The 16,202-nt window shown below is 39.9% G+C and carries 10 protein-coding genes; 3 read left to right on the top strand and 7 right to left on the bottom strand.

The window, feature by feature from the left end; genetic code table 11:
- The first annotated feature begins 351 nt into the window (after positions 1–351).
- The 3 genes from B5G33_RS16385 to B5G33_RS16375 are packed head-to-tail and all read left to right on the top strand — an operon-like array spanning position 352 to position 1,951.
- A complete protein-coding gene (locus B5G33_RS16385) occupies positions 352–777 on the top strand; it encodes a hypothetical protein (RefSeq protein WP_143276547.1) in 426 nt (141 codons plus the stop codon).
- A gap of 4 nt (positions 778–781) precedes the next feature.
- The gene (locus tag B5G33_RS16380) at positions 782–1,225 is read left to right on the top strand and encodes a hypothetical protein (protein ID WP_087418408.1); all 444 of its coding nucleotides are present in this window, start codon (positions 782–784) and stop codon (positions 1,223–1,225) included.
- Positions 1,226–1,237: 12 nt separating this feature from the next.
- Entirely contained in the window at positions 1,238–1,951 is a 714-nt protein-coding gene (locus tag B5G33_RS16375) for a hypothetical protein (RefSeq protein WP_087418407.1), read from the top strand.
- Between the two features lie 212 nt (positions 1,952–2,163).
- On the opposite strand, the gene B5G33_RS16370 is transcribed toward B5G33_RS16375, so the two are convergent.
- The 7 genes from B5G33_RS16370 to B5G33_RS16340 form a co-directional block, all read right to left on the bottom strand.
- A complete protein-coding gene (locus tag B5G33_RS16370) occupies positions 2,164–2,805 on the bottom strand; it encodes a hypothetical protein (RefSeq protein ID WP_087418406.1) in 642 nt (213 codons plus the stop codon).
- A 12-nt stretch (positions 2,806–2,817) separates the two neighbouring features.
- Positions 2,818–3,843 carry a 5-methylcytosine-specific restriction endonuclease system specificity protein McrC gene (gene mcrC / locus B5G33_RS16365; protein WP_330396721.1) on the bottom strand — a complete coding sequence of 342 codons (1,026 nt, stop codon included), beginning with the start codon at positions 3,841–3,843 and terminating at the stop codon, positions 2,818–2,820.
- Positions 3,844–3,877: 34 nt separating this feature from the next.
- Positions 3,878–6,721: an AAA family ATPase gene (locus B5G33_RS16360; RefSeq protein WP_087418405.1), complete on the bottom strand. Its 2,844-nt coding sequence runs from the start codon at positions 6,719–6,721 to the stop codon at positions 3,878–3,880.
- A 567-nt stretch (positions 6,722–7,288) separates the two neighbouring features.
- Entirely contained in the window at positions 7,289–10,369 is a 3,081-nt protein-coding gene (locus tag B5G33_RS16355) for a type III restriction-modification system endonuclease (RefSeq protein ID WP_087418404.1), read from the bottom strand.
- A gap of 15 nt (positions 10,370–10,384) precedes the next feature.
- Complete coding sequence (locus B5G33_RS16350) at positions 10,385–12,289, bottom strand: site-specific DNA-methyltransferase (RefSeq protein ID WP_087418403.1); 1,905 nt, start codon at positions 12,287–12,289, stop codon at positions 10,385–10,387.
- Between the two features lies 1 nt (position 12,290).
- Positions 12,291–12,950, bottom strand: a complete 660-nt coding sequence (locus B5G33_RS16345) for a DUF4391 domain-containing protein (RefSeq protein WP_242974737.1) — start codon at positions 12,948–12,950, stop codon at positions 12,291–12,293.
- A gap of 1 nt (position 12,951) precedes the next feature.
- On the bottom strand, positions 12,952–16,182 hold the full coding sequence (locus tag B5G33_RS16340) for a helicase-related protein (RefSeq protein ID WP_087418401.1): 3,231 nt from the start codon (positions 16,180–16,182) through the stop codon (positions 12,952–12,954).
- Positions 16,183–16,202: the final 20 nt, after the last annotated feature.

Raw genomic sequence — 16,202 nt, 5'->3', positions numbered from 1 at the left:
TACGGAGTATAAAAATGCGTAACTGTTAATAACATACATGATGCATTGGCGATTTTAAATTGACTGAGATTGGCGTTTTTAATCCGACTCTGAATGGTGAAAATCGCCCGACGCTAACAACGTAAATTACTATCAGAAAATAAAATTAGTGTAATCAAAACCACTCTACTACTGAAATATGTAGATGATATTTTAGATAAAATCAATGATCAACGAAGAAAACGTGAGCCATTAAAGCAACAAATTCTTAATCTTTATAATAATATTGCAGAATTATCCGGTGAACCAATTGAAGACATCTATGAACATCCCGAAACATTTTGTTCTGAGGTAAGCATTATAGGACCTGATTTGGATTACATGATGAATGCTGTAGCAAAACATCTTGACAGTCGAGAAAGTGACAATATTGATGGTGAAACTATTTATAATGCGACAAGTATTCAAGTAAAAATTAAATTTGGAGCTTCTAGCATGTTACTATGTGGAGACTGTTCCTATGCATCAATTGAAAATATAGTAAGAAGTTATGATGCCATCCAATTACCTCATCACGGAAAACCAAAACAGGCTGAGCAGATTTTTGAAAAAAAGAGCGACCAAATCAACTCCTTCTATGTTATTTCCGACAACACAGGAAATACCAATGGAGGTTCTGATAAATTAGACACTACTGGATATCGAGTTTACAATACAAAATATGAAGGTACAATAACAATTAATAACTCAAATTTTTTACCAAAAACTGTTCAAACAGGTCGCACTTTAGGAATGTAAAACGATGCGTTATTTATTACAAAACTGTTTTTCTAATGAGTTAACAGCAAGACAACAATATATTGAAAAAAGTATACATCTATGGTGTTTTCCCCAAACTTCAATAGCAGGTTTCGAGCAACTTGTGAGTATTCCTTCTACCTCTCTAGATGTTTTCTTTATTGTTGGACACAATATAGCTGTTTCATTGTACTTGCGTAGTAATAATATTTCTGAAAAAACAATTGTTGCCATCACTTGTGGTGGCACAATTGATTTTTCTTGGTGCAAATCATTAAATAAAGACATTTATTTCCCAAAACAAAACAGTTACGGATATGCAAATTTATTAAAAGGTAATATGTTTGGTTTTAAATTTGATTTGACTGAATCTGAAATTCTTTTGTATAATACTAGGAAAAATCCAAATTTTTATGATCGTTTGGATACTTGCTTTACCAAAATATAGGAGACTTTTTTCATGAAAGAATTATTTACTGCATTTGGCCCATACAATCTAAGAGCCCGCCTGAGCGTTGGAATAATCCTTATTGCCCCTTTGATCTTGGAACTGTATTTACTTATATCAGAAATGCAAAAAATCACTTCAACATTGATTGTGCTATTAATTACATATGGATTTTGTAATCTTCTAATAATTTATTGCAGAATACCTGGCACTCGAGCCATGAAAAAATGTTTTCCCGATTTGTTGCCTGCTCAAAAAGCATTATTGCCATCATCCAATTATATTGACCCAAAAAGCAAGGACAGATATTATACTTTTTTATCTCAAAATATTAAAGAATTTACACTTTCTGATGACGATACACATATGAAAAATTCTGTTTCGACTGCTGTAACTTGGCTAATTGCCCAAACACGTGACCCAAATAAATTCCCACTAATCGCCGAAGAAAACATCAATTTTGGTTTCTCATATAATTTATTAGGATTAAAGCCTCTTGGTTTAGCCATATGTTTCATTGGTATAGTCTTTAATGCAGCACTATTTTTTTTGAGACACAGACAATTTATTTCTTTAAATTTGACAAATATAATTTGTGGCTTTTTTATTAACCTTGCTTTTTTATTAATATGGATTTTTCTTATCAACAAAAAACTAGTTATTTCTTCTGGCAAAAAATATGCACGCGCTTTGTTATCAGCATGTGACTCTCTTAATACTAACTAATAAGAATCACAGGAGCATTCAGTTCCTGTGATTCTTGTTAATAGTTTGTAAAAAGTTTTTTTAATTTGATCAGAAAAAGGCATACCGTCTTTTCTGACCGGGGTTTATGTTCTTCAACTATAGAGTGATCACTTTTAGACTAACATTTATACTCATCCTTATACACGGCGATAAGTGTTTTCTTCGTTTCGAATATAGATCTTCTCCATCCGTTATTTGATTGCTGTCAGAAGAAAGCCATCCAATTTTCGCGGCAATTCATATACTCCAAGCTGTTCATCCAGATATTCCTGCAGTTCAAGCACCCTACATACAAAGTCTCCATATTCTGGATCGTAATCGGACACATCCGTAAGAATTTCTTTATTAGGTCTCTTCACCAGCTTCCCGATTCCTACTCTTGCCCGACTATCATAGATAAAAAACTTCTCCGGGCAATGAAAGTGGAGATATTTTGATGCAAGAGATCTCTTTTCCAATCCGGTCAATTCATAAAAAATATCCATCAAGAACTTATGTGTACTCAGAACCAATTTAATGTCATCAAGAACAAGCCCTTTGCTCTTTCTCAATCTAGTGATCCGATCATCAAGTTCCGAACCGATCTCCAACAGTTTCGGGGCTACCACATCATAATAAAAATCATCTCCAACAACAACCGCATTCTTTCGTCTCTCAATGGCCGCAGCATAGCTCCTTCCGATGAGCCAAATCTTGCCAACGATAACATCTATCTGTTTATGCTCTGGCTCTTCTTCACACATACGGTATAGGACACTGTTGCCATATTCCCAGCGAGAATTGGTGATGTTCAAATATGATTTGTATAATCGTTCGGTTTCTTTTACTACCATCCATCTCCTCCACTACGCAAACTTCACCTTAAAGAAATCTCCGGCCAGTTTATCCAGCTGTTCCGCAATCAACGGGAAATCCCTATTCAGATCCAGTGTCTTTGCCCCAATCTGATTTCCTCCCATGTTAAACATACAATCCGGAGTAATGTCCTCATCCGTCTTAGCATACAGAAGGATCCCCGCCACATTTCCAGTATTGTTCTTATCCTGATTCTTAACATAAGTGAATATCTGATACACATTATTGGAATGCAGAGTATACTTATCATATTGCTGCTGAAGCGTCTTCCCATAATACTTCGCGTCAATGATGAGAATCTGATCCTTTAATCTTAGCATGATATCTGTCTGCATGATCGGCAGGAACCGTATCATGGACTCGCTGTTATCACCAATCAGATTCCATTTCACCTGTCCTGCGTTGACCTCACTCAGATAAGTGTGATGCTGGTTATAGTATTCCAGAATAAACTTCTCATAAAGCCTGGCCATATGCTCATCTGAGAAGGACTCCATCTTATACTCACCCTTCTCTGTGGTCCGAAGCATTCCATCCAGAACAAAATAACAGACATTCATCAACATCTCATAGTTCTTATTATTCCTCTGATAATAAAGGTGGCTCCATGGGATGACGGAAGGTTCTAAGAGTTCGATGCCGTCAAAAAATACAAGGATCTTCTTCAGCACAGATTTTCTTTCCACTTCCACGCCTTCAGCAATTAGAAGGTAATGAATCGTGGTTTTTAAAATCTGATTGAACAAATTATTCTCAGACAGCTCATCAAACTCACAGGCCAACTTCTGCTTTCGCTGGATCCGGTTTCGCAGAGTCTCCTGCAGGTCCAGCTTGCCTCTCATGGTGGATAACGTCTCGTTTTTCGTAATATATTCCCGGTAAAGTCCCTGCTTCAGCTGCTGAGCAATACCCTTGCTAAGAATCGCAGCAAATAAGTCCTGTGCATTCTCGAACTTTTCCGAAGCTACCTCATCATAATTCGACTGTTTCAGAATCTTAAATGCATAGGAAAGCATATAGTATATGTTTTTTATAAATATGCTCTTATCCTTAATCATCAAATACACCACGCAAATTTCTCTCCCAACGCTGCAACTTTGTCGGTTCATCAAACCAGTATTCACTCAACATCGGCAGGATATCAAATTCTACCACAGAACGCATCCACTCATCAGTGCATCCAAGCTCTTCTCTTCCGCAGAAATAGCTATGCCCAATCTGAAATCCTCGTCCCAGCGATTTATCTTCTGTAATTTCTTTATTCAGCAGCTTGATCTGCTCAATCAGAGCATTAAAAGTCTCATTGCCAAATGCATTCTGATAGTTCGTGAATCCTTCTGAATTAAAGCCAGGCTCCACCTCAAAGAAACTGAACCTTCTTCTGAGTGCATAGTCAATCATTGCAAGACTTCGGTCAGCAGTATTCATCATGCCTATAATGTACAGATTTTCCGGCACAGAGAATGGCATTCCGCTATAGGCCAAAGTAGCCTTTGTTCCTCGGTAATCCTTCTCAATCAGCATCAGACACTCCCCAAATATCTTACTCATATTTCCACGGTTAATCTCATCAATGATAAAGAAAAATTCCTTATCCGGATAATTCGCCGCTGTTTGACAAAACCGATAGAAGATACCGTCTGTGAGCTTGAAATCAGCCCCATCCGGACGATATCCCATGATGAAATCCTCATAGGAATAGTTCTGATGGAACTGAACCATTTCTATACGGGAATCATCCGCCTCCCCCATCATGGCATATGCAAGTTTCTTGGCTGTGAAGGTCTTGCCAACACCTGGTGCTCCCTGCAAGATCACATTCATCTTATTTCTCAGTAATGTTTCTAGGACATCATACCTTTCCTCTGTCATGTAGACCTTGCTGAGAAAATCTTCCTTGGTGTATTTCTGCTTTGCAGTATCCGGTTTCTTCAGAGGGTTTTCTTCTCGTATAATGTCCATGATAAAGTCGTATTCACCTTTAGTCAGCTTGAATAAGCTTCCGTTCGGCTGTACGAAAAACTCCATCTTTTTAAGTTCAGGACATCCCTTAAGAGCAAGGTACTCAATCGGTGTAGCCAGACCTTCAACCTTTTCAAAATAGATAGCCTTACCATCATTCGCCTGTGTAATCCTAGCAATAGCCACAACCTTCTTTACCGGATTAGCCTCATACCCTATAACCACATCCCCGACCTTTGCATCAAGAAAGTTCTGAAATACACGACGCTTATTTCCATTCTCATTGTAAAGTGTATAATTCTGCTCTTCACCAATTTTGATATCTGAAAAACTCCAAATTTTAGGATTTGCGGTCAGCCACCAATAATTCTGCTCCTGATTTTCATCCCCCAAAAGTGCAGACACCGTCATATCAAAATAAGGATTTAAGATTGTTTCTTCAAACAGCTCCTTATCTTCGGTTTCAACCTTTATACAGGTAGAGTTATCATTTGGCGTCCACCATTTCTGAATTCCCTTGTAAGCAGATGTATCTTTTGATGTCCTTATTAATCGGTACTCTCTTTCATACCAACCGTCTTCCATTTCTGGATTAAGAACAGCCTTATCAGTAACAAATTGCCCCAACAACCTTATGCTATTTCCATAACAAAGGTAAAAATAATCCCCTTCCTTGATACCCTCCATAAAACTCTCACCCTGAGAAACCTTAGAGGTAGCTTTTGCTTTTGTTGTACTGTGTACCACTACAACATTACGTCCTTCAAAAATGATTCTGTTCTTCTCAGATATAGAGCCCTGACTGATTTTCCATATGGACGGTGTATTATCAACATATAAATCAATCTCACTTAAATCTACTTTATTCAGCGCTTCTGCCAATTCTTCTCTAAGCTTCCATATGTATGCGCCTTCAGAGGATTTATCAGCTTTCCTTCCAATATAAAGAATTGGCCACCATTTTGAATCATTCGTGTCTTTTGTCATAACAGGGCAGCCCGTTTTCTTTGCAATACGTTGAGCAAGCGACCACGATCCGCCATTATAAAAATTGGGATTTTCCCCATATTTCACCGAAAGTTGCTTGCATGTAGCAGCACCACCATAATCTTTTAGACGTTTCATGATTTGCAGGCTATTTATTGTAAAGATAGAACTATCATTCAACAGCTCAATCCAGTCGTCCACACTAAGTTCTGGCGAATAATCCTTAGGAAACCACTCTTCAGTTTCTTTGGTGGCATCCTGTTCGCTTAAATAATAACGTGCAAGATAGAATCCTACATCGATGGTAACTGTCTTCATTTCAGGGTCATCGTAACAACTTGGAACAAGAGCATCATTAATCAAAGTCTTAATGTCTGAATCTGTCTTGATAGCGTTACAGATCTCATCATACAGTTGAAAACCGCCAATCAGGTTTTCAACTGAACCGTTCTTCTTCGGCATGTAATCAGAAGACAATTCTTTTGCAACCGCACGGAACAACTCATACTTGTAGATATAATACTTGTCCGGATATCGCAGCCAGAGATATGTACTAATAGCATTCGTATTCTGATAGTGATTTCTCCACGTACCGTCATCATACTTTGACCGTAATTCCTCCGCTACTGTCTGGAAAGCATATACTCTTGCAGCCAGATCCTGAGACTCATCAAACAAATTCCGGAACATCTCCCGTGTTGCACCATCATCTGCTTTGGCAAAGTTTGTAATCATGCCGCGCGGGTAAGCATACCCTGACGCCAGTAAGTTAAATGTCTTTTCAGTAGCCTGTTTGAACATCTCTCCGAAATTTTCAGCGTCAATATCCCAGTGCTCCTGAAAGTGTTTGATCGCCTCCCACTTATATTTTTCATCATCCCAATGGCTCGGAAAGTACGTTTTGTACCCTTCCAGTATGGGATTTAATTTTTTGAAATCAATCATGTGTTTCTCCTTCCAAACCATCGGCTATTCATTAGTCTTCTAAAGACAGAAATCCTTGCTCAAGCGCTCCATCCCGCCTTATCATAGAAGAATCCTATTTGTGGATATTCACGGTACCAGGTACTATAAACTCAATCAATCTGCATCCTGAACCTAGTTTGTCGAGAACGGCAAATTGGGTTCTCTATTAGGGTCATAAACAATAGCAAATTTACGCACAAAGTTCCCGATATTGTCATCGTTTCCTTTATGCGACATATTCCAACCAAAAGGTCGTGCCGGCAGAGAGAACAGATGATATTTCAACTCCGTCTCTCGGGAATACTTGTGAGTGCTGTTATTACATGTTTTATATGGATGAACCATGATTTTGGTATAGGTGTCCTAGGACATCCACTTAATTTTTCTTCCAGTTCATTGCCTCTACTACTGGAGATATCCTTTAACCTCAATCAAGCGTTATTGTAACACTGCTTATCACATACGAGGCTGTTATATCTGTTGTCTTTTCACGGAACTTTTACAGATAAATGTTGAGCCATTTCCTACCTCCATTCGCAGTTTAGGTTATTTCATTACTTTTTCAAGCAACGTCTGATAGCTATCCACCACATCGTAAACCACATTCTCTCCACTGATTGCCTTAAAGTGCTCTCTTGCACAATGAATCTTAGATTCCTCAATCAGTCTCAACTGCATAGAGGACATGGAGCCTTTTGTTTCGGCGACAAAGTAGATATGCTTCACTGTTCCCTCATAGAAAGCAATCGCCCAGTCAGGGTTATACTTGCCCACTGGGGTAGAAATATAGAAACAGTCAGGGAGCTTAACATAAACGGCAACATCAGTATTTGTATCCAAGTCGGTTGCGAAATCACGCTCATTAGTGGAATCGTATACGATATGATCGTACAGATGGCGAGTCGCCTTCATTGCATTAGTACCAAGTTTCCCCTTAATCGTCGGTTCAGTGAAAATATCTGTACTGTATCTTTCGTCCAGGACATTATAGGAAATATGCTGGATGATTGCAGTGGCCTTTTCATCATTGATAAGGGAAGCTGCTTTTATAATAAATTCTTCCGGGTTATTCTTGAACTGGTCAAACACAGTTTTTTCAATGCCCACAAGAATATCCACCACAGCTTTACGGGTCAGACCAGTTTCTTCAACCAGTTTGCCAACAAGATCATATTTCACTCCATGATTGGCAGTAATAGTGTGGTAAGCACCGTAGGTAGATGACTTATCCTTCACAAAGGAAGCGCCGCTTACCAGAGCATCCTTGGATTTGATTTCATCCATTGAGCCGGTTTCTACCTTGAAGTAAATCTTCGCAACATGAAGACTGCGGTTCAGGGATGCAATGGACTTTTGTACCAGCTCATCTGTATCAAAGTCAACCACATACACAGACTTCGGACTGATTCGTTCCCACAAAGCCTTGAACTGCGGCATGGCCAGTTTCTTATCGTCCAGTTGCAATTCCACATTGTTTTTACGGGCATCTTCGAGCTTCATGGACTTATCATCGTAAACAGAATCTAGAATCTTGATAACAGACTCAGCACTATCAGCCACTTCTTCTGCAATCTTGATTTCATTATTTGCCTTATCAGTGTAGTATTTATCAGTAAGAATCCCCTTTTTGTCAATGTAGCCATTCACGATCAGGTCAAAGAAAATTGCACTTGCAGTTTCAGAATCAACAACCTGCTCATTTCCTCTGGCATCCACGATAACCTTTCCTTTAAACAGATCTGCGGTAACAACCTGTGGTCGACTTGCAACAGCTTCAGCCATTTCAGACTGCAAACCTTTTGCAAAAGAATCATAGCTCTCGCTGGCAATAACCGTCAGGACATTGATGTTGTGAACATCGTTGCCCAATATATTAGAATCCATTCTTTCACCGTCCTGGTTGACACAAAGACGGAGACCACGGCCAACTTCTTGTCGCTTGCGCACATCGCTACTACTTTGCTTCAGGGTACAAATTTGGAATACATTAGGGTTATCCCACCCCTCACGCAGTGCAGAATGGGAAAAAATGAAGCGTACCGGCGACTTCTTGGGGTCACGGTCGAGAAGCAGCTCCTTGTCCTTCATAATCAAATCGTAAGCATCAATGTCATCGGAAGTGCGTTCTTTCTTATTCGACAGTTTACTATCCGTCATTCTTCCTTTCTTATCCACCGAAAAATAGCCTGCGTGTGTTTTGGACGGTGAGATTGCTTTCAAATATTTGATGTAATCATCCTCACCCATGCCAATCTGAAGATTGTCCACGATATCCTTATATTCCTCCTCGAACATATCTGCAAAGATACCATTGAAAGGTTGTCCAGCAGCGTCATATTGCTTATAATGTGCAACCTCGTCGATGAAGAAAAGGGAAAGAACCTTGATGCCCTTATAGAACAACTGGCGTTCTCTTTCAATATGAGAAAGAATTGTTTCACGAATCTGAATGCGGCGAAGCTGTTCCTCGCTGACCTTACCAATAACATCACCGGCATAGATCTTGATACCATTCAAGAACTCGACAGAATTGTCTCGTCCGTCAATAAACTTCACTACAAAGCCGGCTTTGTATTCCTCCATCTGACCGGAGTAATCATACAGATTGAAACCAATGCCCACAGTCATGGTCTTTTTACGGATACCTGTAGCACCTTTAAAGTCAAACTGGATGGTAGCGGTCGGATCTGCCTTGGAAAGATTTACGCTTTCCAGATACACATAGCTCTCTGTAGCGGTACTGCCTGACTCGGTAATACCCTTAACGGAAATCTTCTTAACCAAACGCTTGTTGTAAGCTTCCATTGCGTCCAGTCGATAGACCATATTGTAAATGCTATCGTCTTTATGAGTTGCAGAATAGCGAAGGGTCATCAGAGGATTAAACTCTTTCAGTCTTTCCTTCGTCTGTTTACCCTCGACGGACTGCGGCTCATCGATAATCAAGATAGGGTTCGTCTTTGCAATAATATCAATCGGGCGACGAGAACGGAACTCGTCCAACTTCATGTAGATACGACGAGCATCCTTACCTCTGGCATTAAACGCCTGGGAGTTGATAATCATCACATTGATTGAACTGTCCGAAGCGAAACGGTCAATCTCGGTCAGCTGGGCAGAGTTATAGATAAAGAAGCGAATCTTCTTACCATATTCCTCTGCAAAATGATCCTGCGTTACCTCAAAGGACTTGTAAACGCCCTCACGAATGGCAATGCTCGGAACCACAATGATGAACTTGCTCCATCCGTAGTGCTTGTTCAGCTCATACATCGTCTTGATGTAGGTGTAGGTTTTACCGACACCGGTTTCCATTTCTATGGTCAGATTGTAGCGTCCCTCCAGTTTGGTAGAAGGCTTAATCTGGTGTGCTCTTTGAATTTTTTGTATGTGTTCCAGAATCAGACCGTCGTTCAGCTCCGGTACAATTCTTTCATTTCGCCAGCCTGTAAAATCTTCATCTTCAGAAAGTGTTGTCTGTAAAAAGGTTCCACCTTCAATCAGCTTACCTTGGTAACCTCGATCCATCATATAGGTAGGGGTAAGATAAGGCTGGCCTGCGAATACATCCACGACCGCTTTGGCGGCATCTGCCTGGAACTTCTGATGTTTAAATTGTAACTTCATTGGGAAGCCCCTTTCTTAGATGACTTTTACTCGTTTGGTAATCTCATTGGCACTCTCAGGCATGTACAGCTTGAAGATTTCAAACACATTGATCTTAGCAGGACTGCTGGCAAAGCCAGAGTCACGGAACACAGCACGGAGAGGTTTGCGCTTGGCGATGGTCTTGACCACGCTTTCCGGGATATTTTTATCAAAGCAAGCGATCAGGTCGCCATCGTTATAGGTGTGGACGGTGTAACCGTCGATTTTCTCACTGTGGTAAGGCATGGAAAGAGGCAGACCCCAATCCAGTAAACAGCCGAAGAACAGGTCAAGAGCGGTGCGATCTTCTTTGATATTAGAAACCATATCTGCAAGGGTTTGCTGTTCAAATTCATCTGCCGCATAATAGACATCTATCATATTAGAATCATCAAGTTTAAGAACACGGAAGCCAGTATCCAAATCTTGAGTTCCGATTGGATTTTCTTCTTTTATTTTAGCTCCAGCACGGCGGATACGTTCTTTACCAATTTCGCAGATGTTTTTATATCCTGCCTTGAAAGCTTCGGATTTTTTGTCGCATTTTTCTGGAAGTTGAACCATGATAAACTTACGATTACCTCCATCTTCAGCATTGAGCTGCATTACAGCATGGGCAGTGGTGGCGGATCCGGAGAAGAAGTCAAGAACGATATCATTACCATTTGTTCCCGTTCTTAATAGAGTTTCTATTAACTTCGTTGGTTTTGTGAATTCAAAAACATCTAGTTGAAAAAGATTTCTAATCTCTTTCGCAGAATCAGTGGAGAAGCCTTTATCTAATATGATTGTCGGCAAAGTGCTTCCTTGTCTAACCTCGGATAAAAATCTCTTTAGATATGGTGTTCCGGTACTTTCTCTAAAACCAATTCTATCTTCTTTCAGGTATTGTTTGACTTTTTCCTCGTTAAATAGCCAGCATTTATTTTGTGGCGGATAGTAGTCTATATTATTGTGGGGATTTCTTATCGGAAAAACGCAACTTTTTACTAATCGCCCCCCCTTCCCATTTGCGCTTAAATTATCTGCAAACCATGGGCCGCGAGGATCGTTATTAGGATTTTTATATTTACTATCAATTTGACTGTCCCGAGGTTGTAAGTATAATTTTAGCGCTTTTATATTTTTTGAATATACAAAAATATACTCATGAATTTTTCCAATATATCTATCATTTGGTGTATTCGCTCTTCTTTTCCACACTATTTGTTCTAAAAAGTTGGAACTTCCAAAAACTTCATCACAACATTTTTTTAAATTTTCTTGCTCGTGATCATCAATAGAAATAAAAATCACACCATCATCGGTCAATAAATTCCTCGCCAACATAAGACGGGAATATATCATACTGCACCAATCAGAATGAAAACGGCCATTGGCATCAGTATTCTTGAACAAACAATTATCATCTTCGTCAAATATGCCACAGCCCTCGTCATACTTGTCCGCACTCTGTGCAAAATCATCACGGTAGATGAAGTCGTTTCCAGTGTTGTACGGTGGATCAATATAAATCATCTTGACTTTACCTAAATAGCTTTCCTGAAGAAGTTTCAGCACTTCAAGATTATCGCCTTCAATATATAAATTCTCTGTTGAATCCCAATTTACGCTTTCTTCTTTACAAGGCCGAAGTGTTTTTTTAGTTGGTGTATTTGCTTCAATAATTGCTGATTTTTTTCCAACCCATGTAAACTCATAAGCCTCATCACCTTCAAGAACTTCTCCAGAAAGCATCTGACGAAGCACGTCAAAATTCACAACCTTTTTGTACGCTTTTTTCTCTGGAGTACTCTTTTCTTCATCCAGAGATTCCGTAATACAATTGGGAAATAAAGCAGCAATCTTATCCACATTCTTTTCTGTCATATTCACTGACTCCATTCTCATTTTTTCCATCTTAGAGATCCTCCAGTTCCTTTTTTAGTTTCTTCAGCTCTGTATTTAACTGTATTTTTTTGTTCAATTGCTTTTCTTTGCGAACCTTCTGTTGCAAAGTAGTAATCCGTTTCTGAAGTTTTTGATGTCGATTATCGCGTTCAACTGAAACCTTCAGACTTTCCTGCTCTTCAGCCTGTAATGCATCGCCGGCGATTTGTCGGACATAGTTTTCATACACCTTATCAATATTCAGTCCATGAATCTTCAATGGAAGATCTGCCTCTTCCAGCCAATCCGTATGATAATAGTTTCCTACTTTAAAGGCATTATTGCCAGTAACAGAAGCTTCTTTATATGCTGCCCATGCCTGATACTCTCCATCGTATTCCAGCAAAAAAACAATATGATATGGTATTTCTTTGTCGATCTGCCTGAGAACAGATTCATCAAGTTTCTGCTCATTAAGCCTTATCTCAAAAATTTCAATCTCTGTTACCACTTCACCTACTGCAAGATTCATCGTAGTGGCAGCGACTTTATTTCTCCAATAAATCACCTTAATCTGATCAGTAAAGAATCGCTTCAATGTTGGCGACACTGTTAGATTCTCATAAAACTTCTGCTTCGGTATTCGCCGATTGAACTCCGTACTTTTCGGTAAACCAATCAATCTCAGCACCTCATTTCACAACTAGGAAGCAAATCAGCTCAAAATCATCCAGTCCGTTAATCTCTGACATCAGTGCTGAAGTGCCTCCTGCGGAAAACAGACTGTCAATATCGCTCTCTTCCTTAACATCAATAATGGAATTGATGGCATCGGAAAGAAGCTGTGATACTTCCTTCATATTTCGTCCATCATCAGTTTCTTTATTAAACTTCCCACAAAGCTCCAATACAGGCTCGGATTTACCACGGCAAAGCAACCGAACTGTATCAAGAAGTTTCTTCGGATTCAGATAATCACAGACAACTTCCCCATCAATTCCAATGTAAACCATATAGAACGGATGAATCCGGTTCTGATTATCAATATTAATATTGTTGTTGATGTTCCGTAGAACGAAGATCACGCCTTCCGGATTCTCTTCCGTGGTAGGTACCACAGCATGAAGCCCTTTCGGCTTCTTTGCCAGATCTTCATGCGTCTTTATGTATTCCAGCAAATCCAGACGGAACTCATTCAGCCCCAGATCCATGATGGAAATACCTGTGGACATATCCTCGATATCGACCACTTCATCCTGCAACCGCTTCAACTGCTGCTTTCTGTATTCCAAATCCCCCTTCTCTTCCGGATTGATTAGATCATCATCTCCTGTAGAAGTCATGACAGAAATCTTCATCCTTGTCTCAACACGAGACTTCAGATTAATATAGTCATCCAGTGTCATATCCGGCCAAAAGTTCACCAGCTGTATGTACTGGTTCCGGCTGCCGATACGATCGATACGACCAAACCTCTGAATAATACGGACCGGATTCCAATGGATATCATAGTTCACCAAATAATCGCAATCCTGCAGGTTCTGACCTTCAGAAATACAATCAGTAGCAATAAGAACATCAATCTCCTCTGTGCTTCCTGGCATCAGAACATCCCTGCTCTTGGATATCGGAGAGAAACAAGTCAACACATTATTCAGTGTTGCCTTCAACCCTTTAATGGTTGTCCTACCATCAATCGTTCCAGTGATGACCGCTGTATCCAGGCCATAATTATTCTTCATGTAGCTGGCAACCTGATCATAAAGATACTCCGCTGTATCAGAAAAAGCAGAGAAGATTAGCACCTTCTTGTTCCCTTCATTGATAGAATTAGCCATCTTTTCGTCCAGAAGTTTGAAAAGAGTCTGAAGCTTTAGGTCATGTTCCGGAGTAATGTCAGCGACCATAAGCGTAAGAAGCTCCAAAGTATCCGCATCATATCGAAGCTCTGCTCTCCATGTCTTATAGTCCATATCTGCCAGATCTATTTTTACCTTCTTACCAACCGTGAAGAAATCCGTGTTTCCATCTTCCATATCGAAATCATTATCATTGGCTTCGTACATGTCCAGTTCCGCTTTGCCATACTTTTCAAACTGATTAATAGCATCAATTGTATCCTGGATAAGATCACGTATTCTTGCAAGTGTCAAGCTAAATGAGTAAACGGAGCTTTCGAGTCTCTTCAACAGGTTGATGCTCATTAAACGCCGGATACCTTGCTCACGACCTTTCTGAGTAAGGTTATTGCCCTTGTTATGAGTCAAATCTACATACTTCGACATCTTACTTGGAAAAATATAATGCGATGGTGTATATATGCATAGTGTAAGCTGCATCAGCTGTTCATAGATTTCATTGTAATTGATGGCATCATTGAGATCTGTAAGGCCCGGTCTCTTTGATATTGGCTTTAACCGCTCCGGAAATTTTCCAATCTCTTCTGTGTTATAATACTTCTCTATATGTCTTCTGGATCGTGCAATTGTTACGCTGTCCAAAACCTCAAAGAAATCAAAATCCAGTGTTCGCAGCAGTGCATCCGTCGTTCTTGTTTCAGGCTCAAGTTTGCTCCATGCATTAAAAGCTTTTTGAGCCTGACGGAATATCTCTTCAATAGGTTTCTTTGTATCCAACTGTTCATTAATAAACTCTGAGTTTCCCTCATAGGCAAGTGCCAACTGATTCTTAAGATCTGTAAATCTGTTATTTACTGGTGTAGCAGAAAGCATTAGCACCTTTGTTTTAACGCCGGCACGGATGACCTTATCCATCAATTTCACATACCGGTTCTCCTGTGTATTGGCATGAGTCCCGGCTCCATTGCGGAAATTATGCGATTCGTCAATCACGACCAGGTCATAGTTGCCCCAGTTAAGACGATCCAAATCAATTCCATTTGAAACACCACCGCTACGTGATAAATCCGTATGAAACAATACAGCATAGTTCAACCGATCAGAAGCAATCGGATTGTTGACATAGTTATCTTTATATGTGTTCCAGTTCTCGCAAAGCTTTTTGGGACAGAGTACAAGAACTGTCTTATTTCTATTTTCGTAGTATTTGATGACTGCCAGCGCCGTAAAGGTCTTACCAAGACCAACGCTGTCTGCCAGTATGCAGCCATTATATTTTTCCAACTTATTGATGATGGCAAGTACCGCATCACGCTGGAAGTCATATAGCATATTCCAAATCTTACTTTGCTTAAAGCCCGTTGCATCATTAGGCAGAACATCTTCGGAAATATCATCCAGGAACTCACTGAAGACATTATACAGCGTCATAAAATAGATAAACTCTGGAGAATTTTCATTGTATGCCGTGCTGATATTGGAGATGATCGTCTCCGTTACATCCTGTATCTTTTCTTTATCATTCCACAGAGTTTCAAACAGCTGCATGTACTGAGTGGAAAATGGAGCCTCCATACTGTTTACCATATTATAGCTGTTATTCCCGCGCTCACATCCAATATCGACGGTCGTAAAACCATTAATTGGCATATACGCTGTCTGCTCCACCGGTGAATCTACCGTCATGAATCCACCCATATTTTCACCGGTAACATTGGACTTAAATGTAGCCTTCTTCCGAATCCAATCGGCGCACTCTTTAGCAATAGCTTTCTGCGTCATTTCATTACGCAGCTTTATCTCGAATTCAGTTCCATAAAGACTATTCTCACGGCTGAGCCTCGGAATATAGAACTCTCTCTTCTGCTTCTCAGCCTTCTCTTTTATGAATGTCGGAGACGTAAAAATAAAGCGGAATTCATCCACCTTTTCCAACTGACTCTTCAGTTCTTTGTATGCATACATAGAGAAGCAGGCCGCTGCTATGGAGACTTTGCTTCTTGGTTTTATTTTCTCTTTTAGGTCATCACGTACCACTTTGGTGATGTTATCAAATATCTCCACAGGCACTGACCTCCTTCCTT

It is taken from the genome of Blautia sp. An81, assembly GCF_002161285.1.
Taxonomy (GTDB): Bacteria; Bacillota; Clostridia; order Lachnospirales; family Lachnospiraceae; genus Blautia; species Blautia ornithocaccae.
The sequence above is the reverse complement of the archived record's forward strand: the minus strand, read 5'-3'. Positions and strand labels throughout refer to the sequence as shown.

Coding starts and splice junctions, on each gene's coding strand:
- B5G33_RS16375 (WP_087418407.1), top strand. CDS start 1,238: ATGAAAGAATTATTTACTGCATTTGGCCCATACAATCTAAGAGCCCGC.
- B5G33_RS16350 (WP_087418403.1), bottom strand. CDS start 12,289: ATGGAAAAAATGAGAATGGAGTCAGTGAATATGACAGAAAAGAATGTG.
- B5G33_RS16370 (WP_087418406.1), bottom strand. CDS start 2,805: ATGGTAGTAAAAGAAACCGAACGATTATACAAATCATATTTGAACATC.
- mcrC (WP_330396721.1), bottom strand. CDS start 3,843: ATGCTTTCCTATGCATTTAAGATTCTGAAACAGTCGAATTATGATGAG.
- B5G33_RS16355 (WP_087418404.1), bottom strand. CDS start 10,369: ATGAAGTTACAATTTAAACATCAGAAGTTCCAGGCAGATGCCGCCAAA.
- B5G33_RS16360 (WP_087418405.1), bottom strand. CDS start 6,721: ATGATTGATTTCAAAAAATTAAATCCCATACTGGAAGGGTACAAAACG.
- B5G33_RS16380 (WP_087418408.1), top strand. CDS start 782: ATGCGTTATTTATTACAAAACTGTTTTTCTAATGAGTTAACAGCAAGA.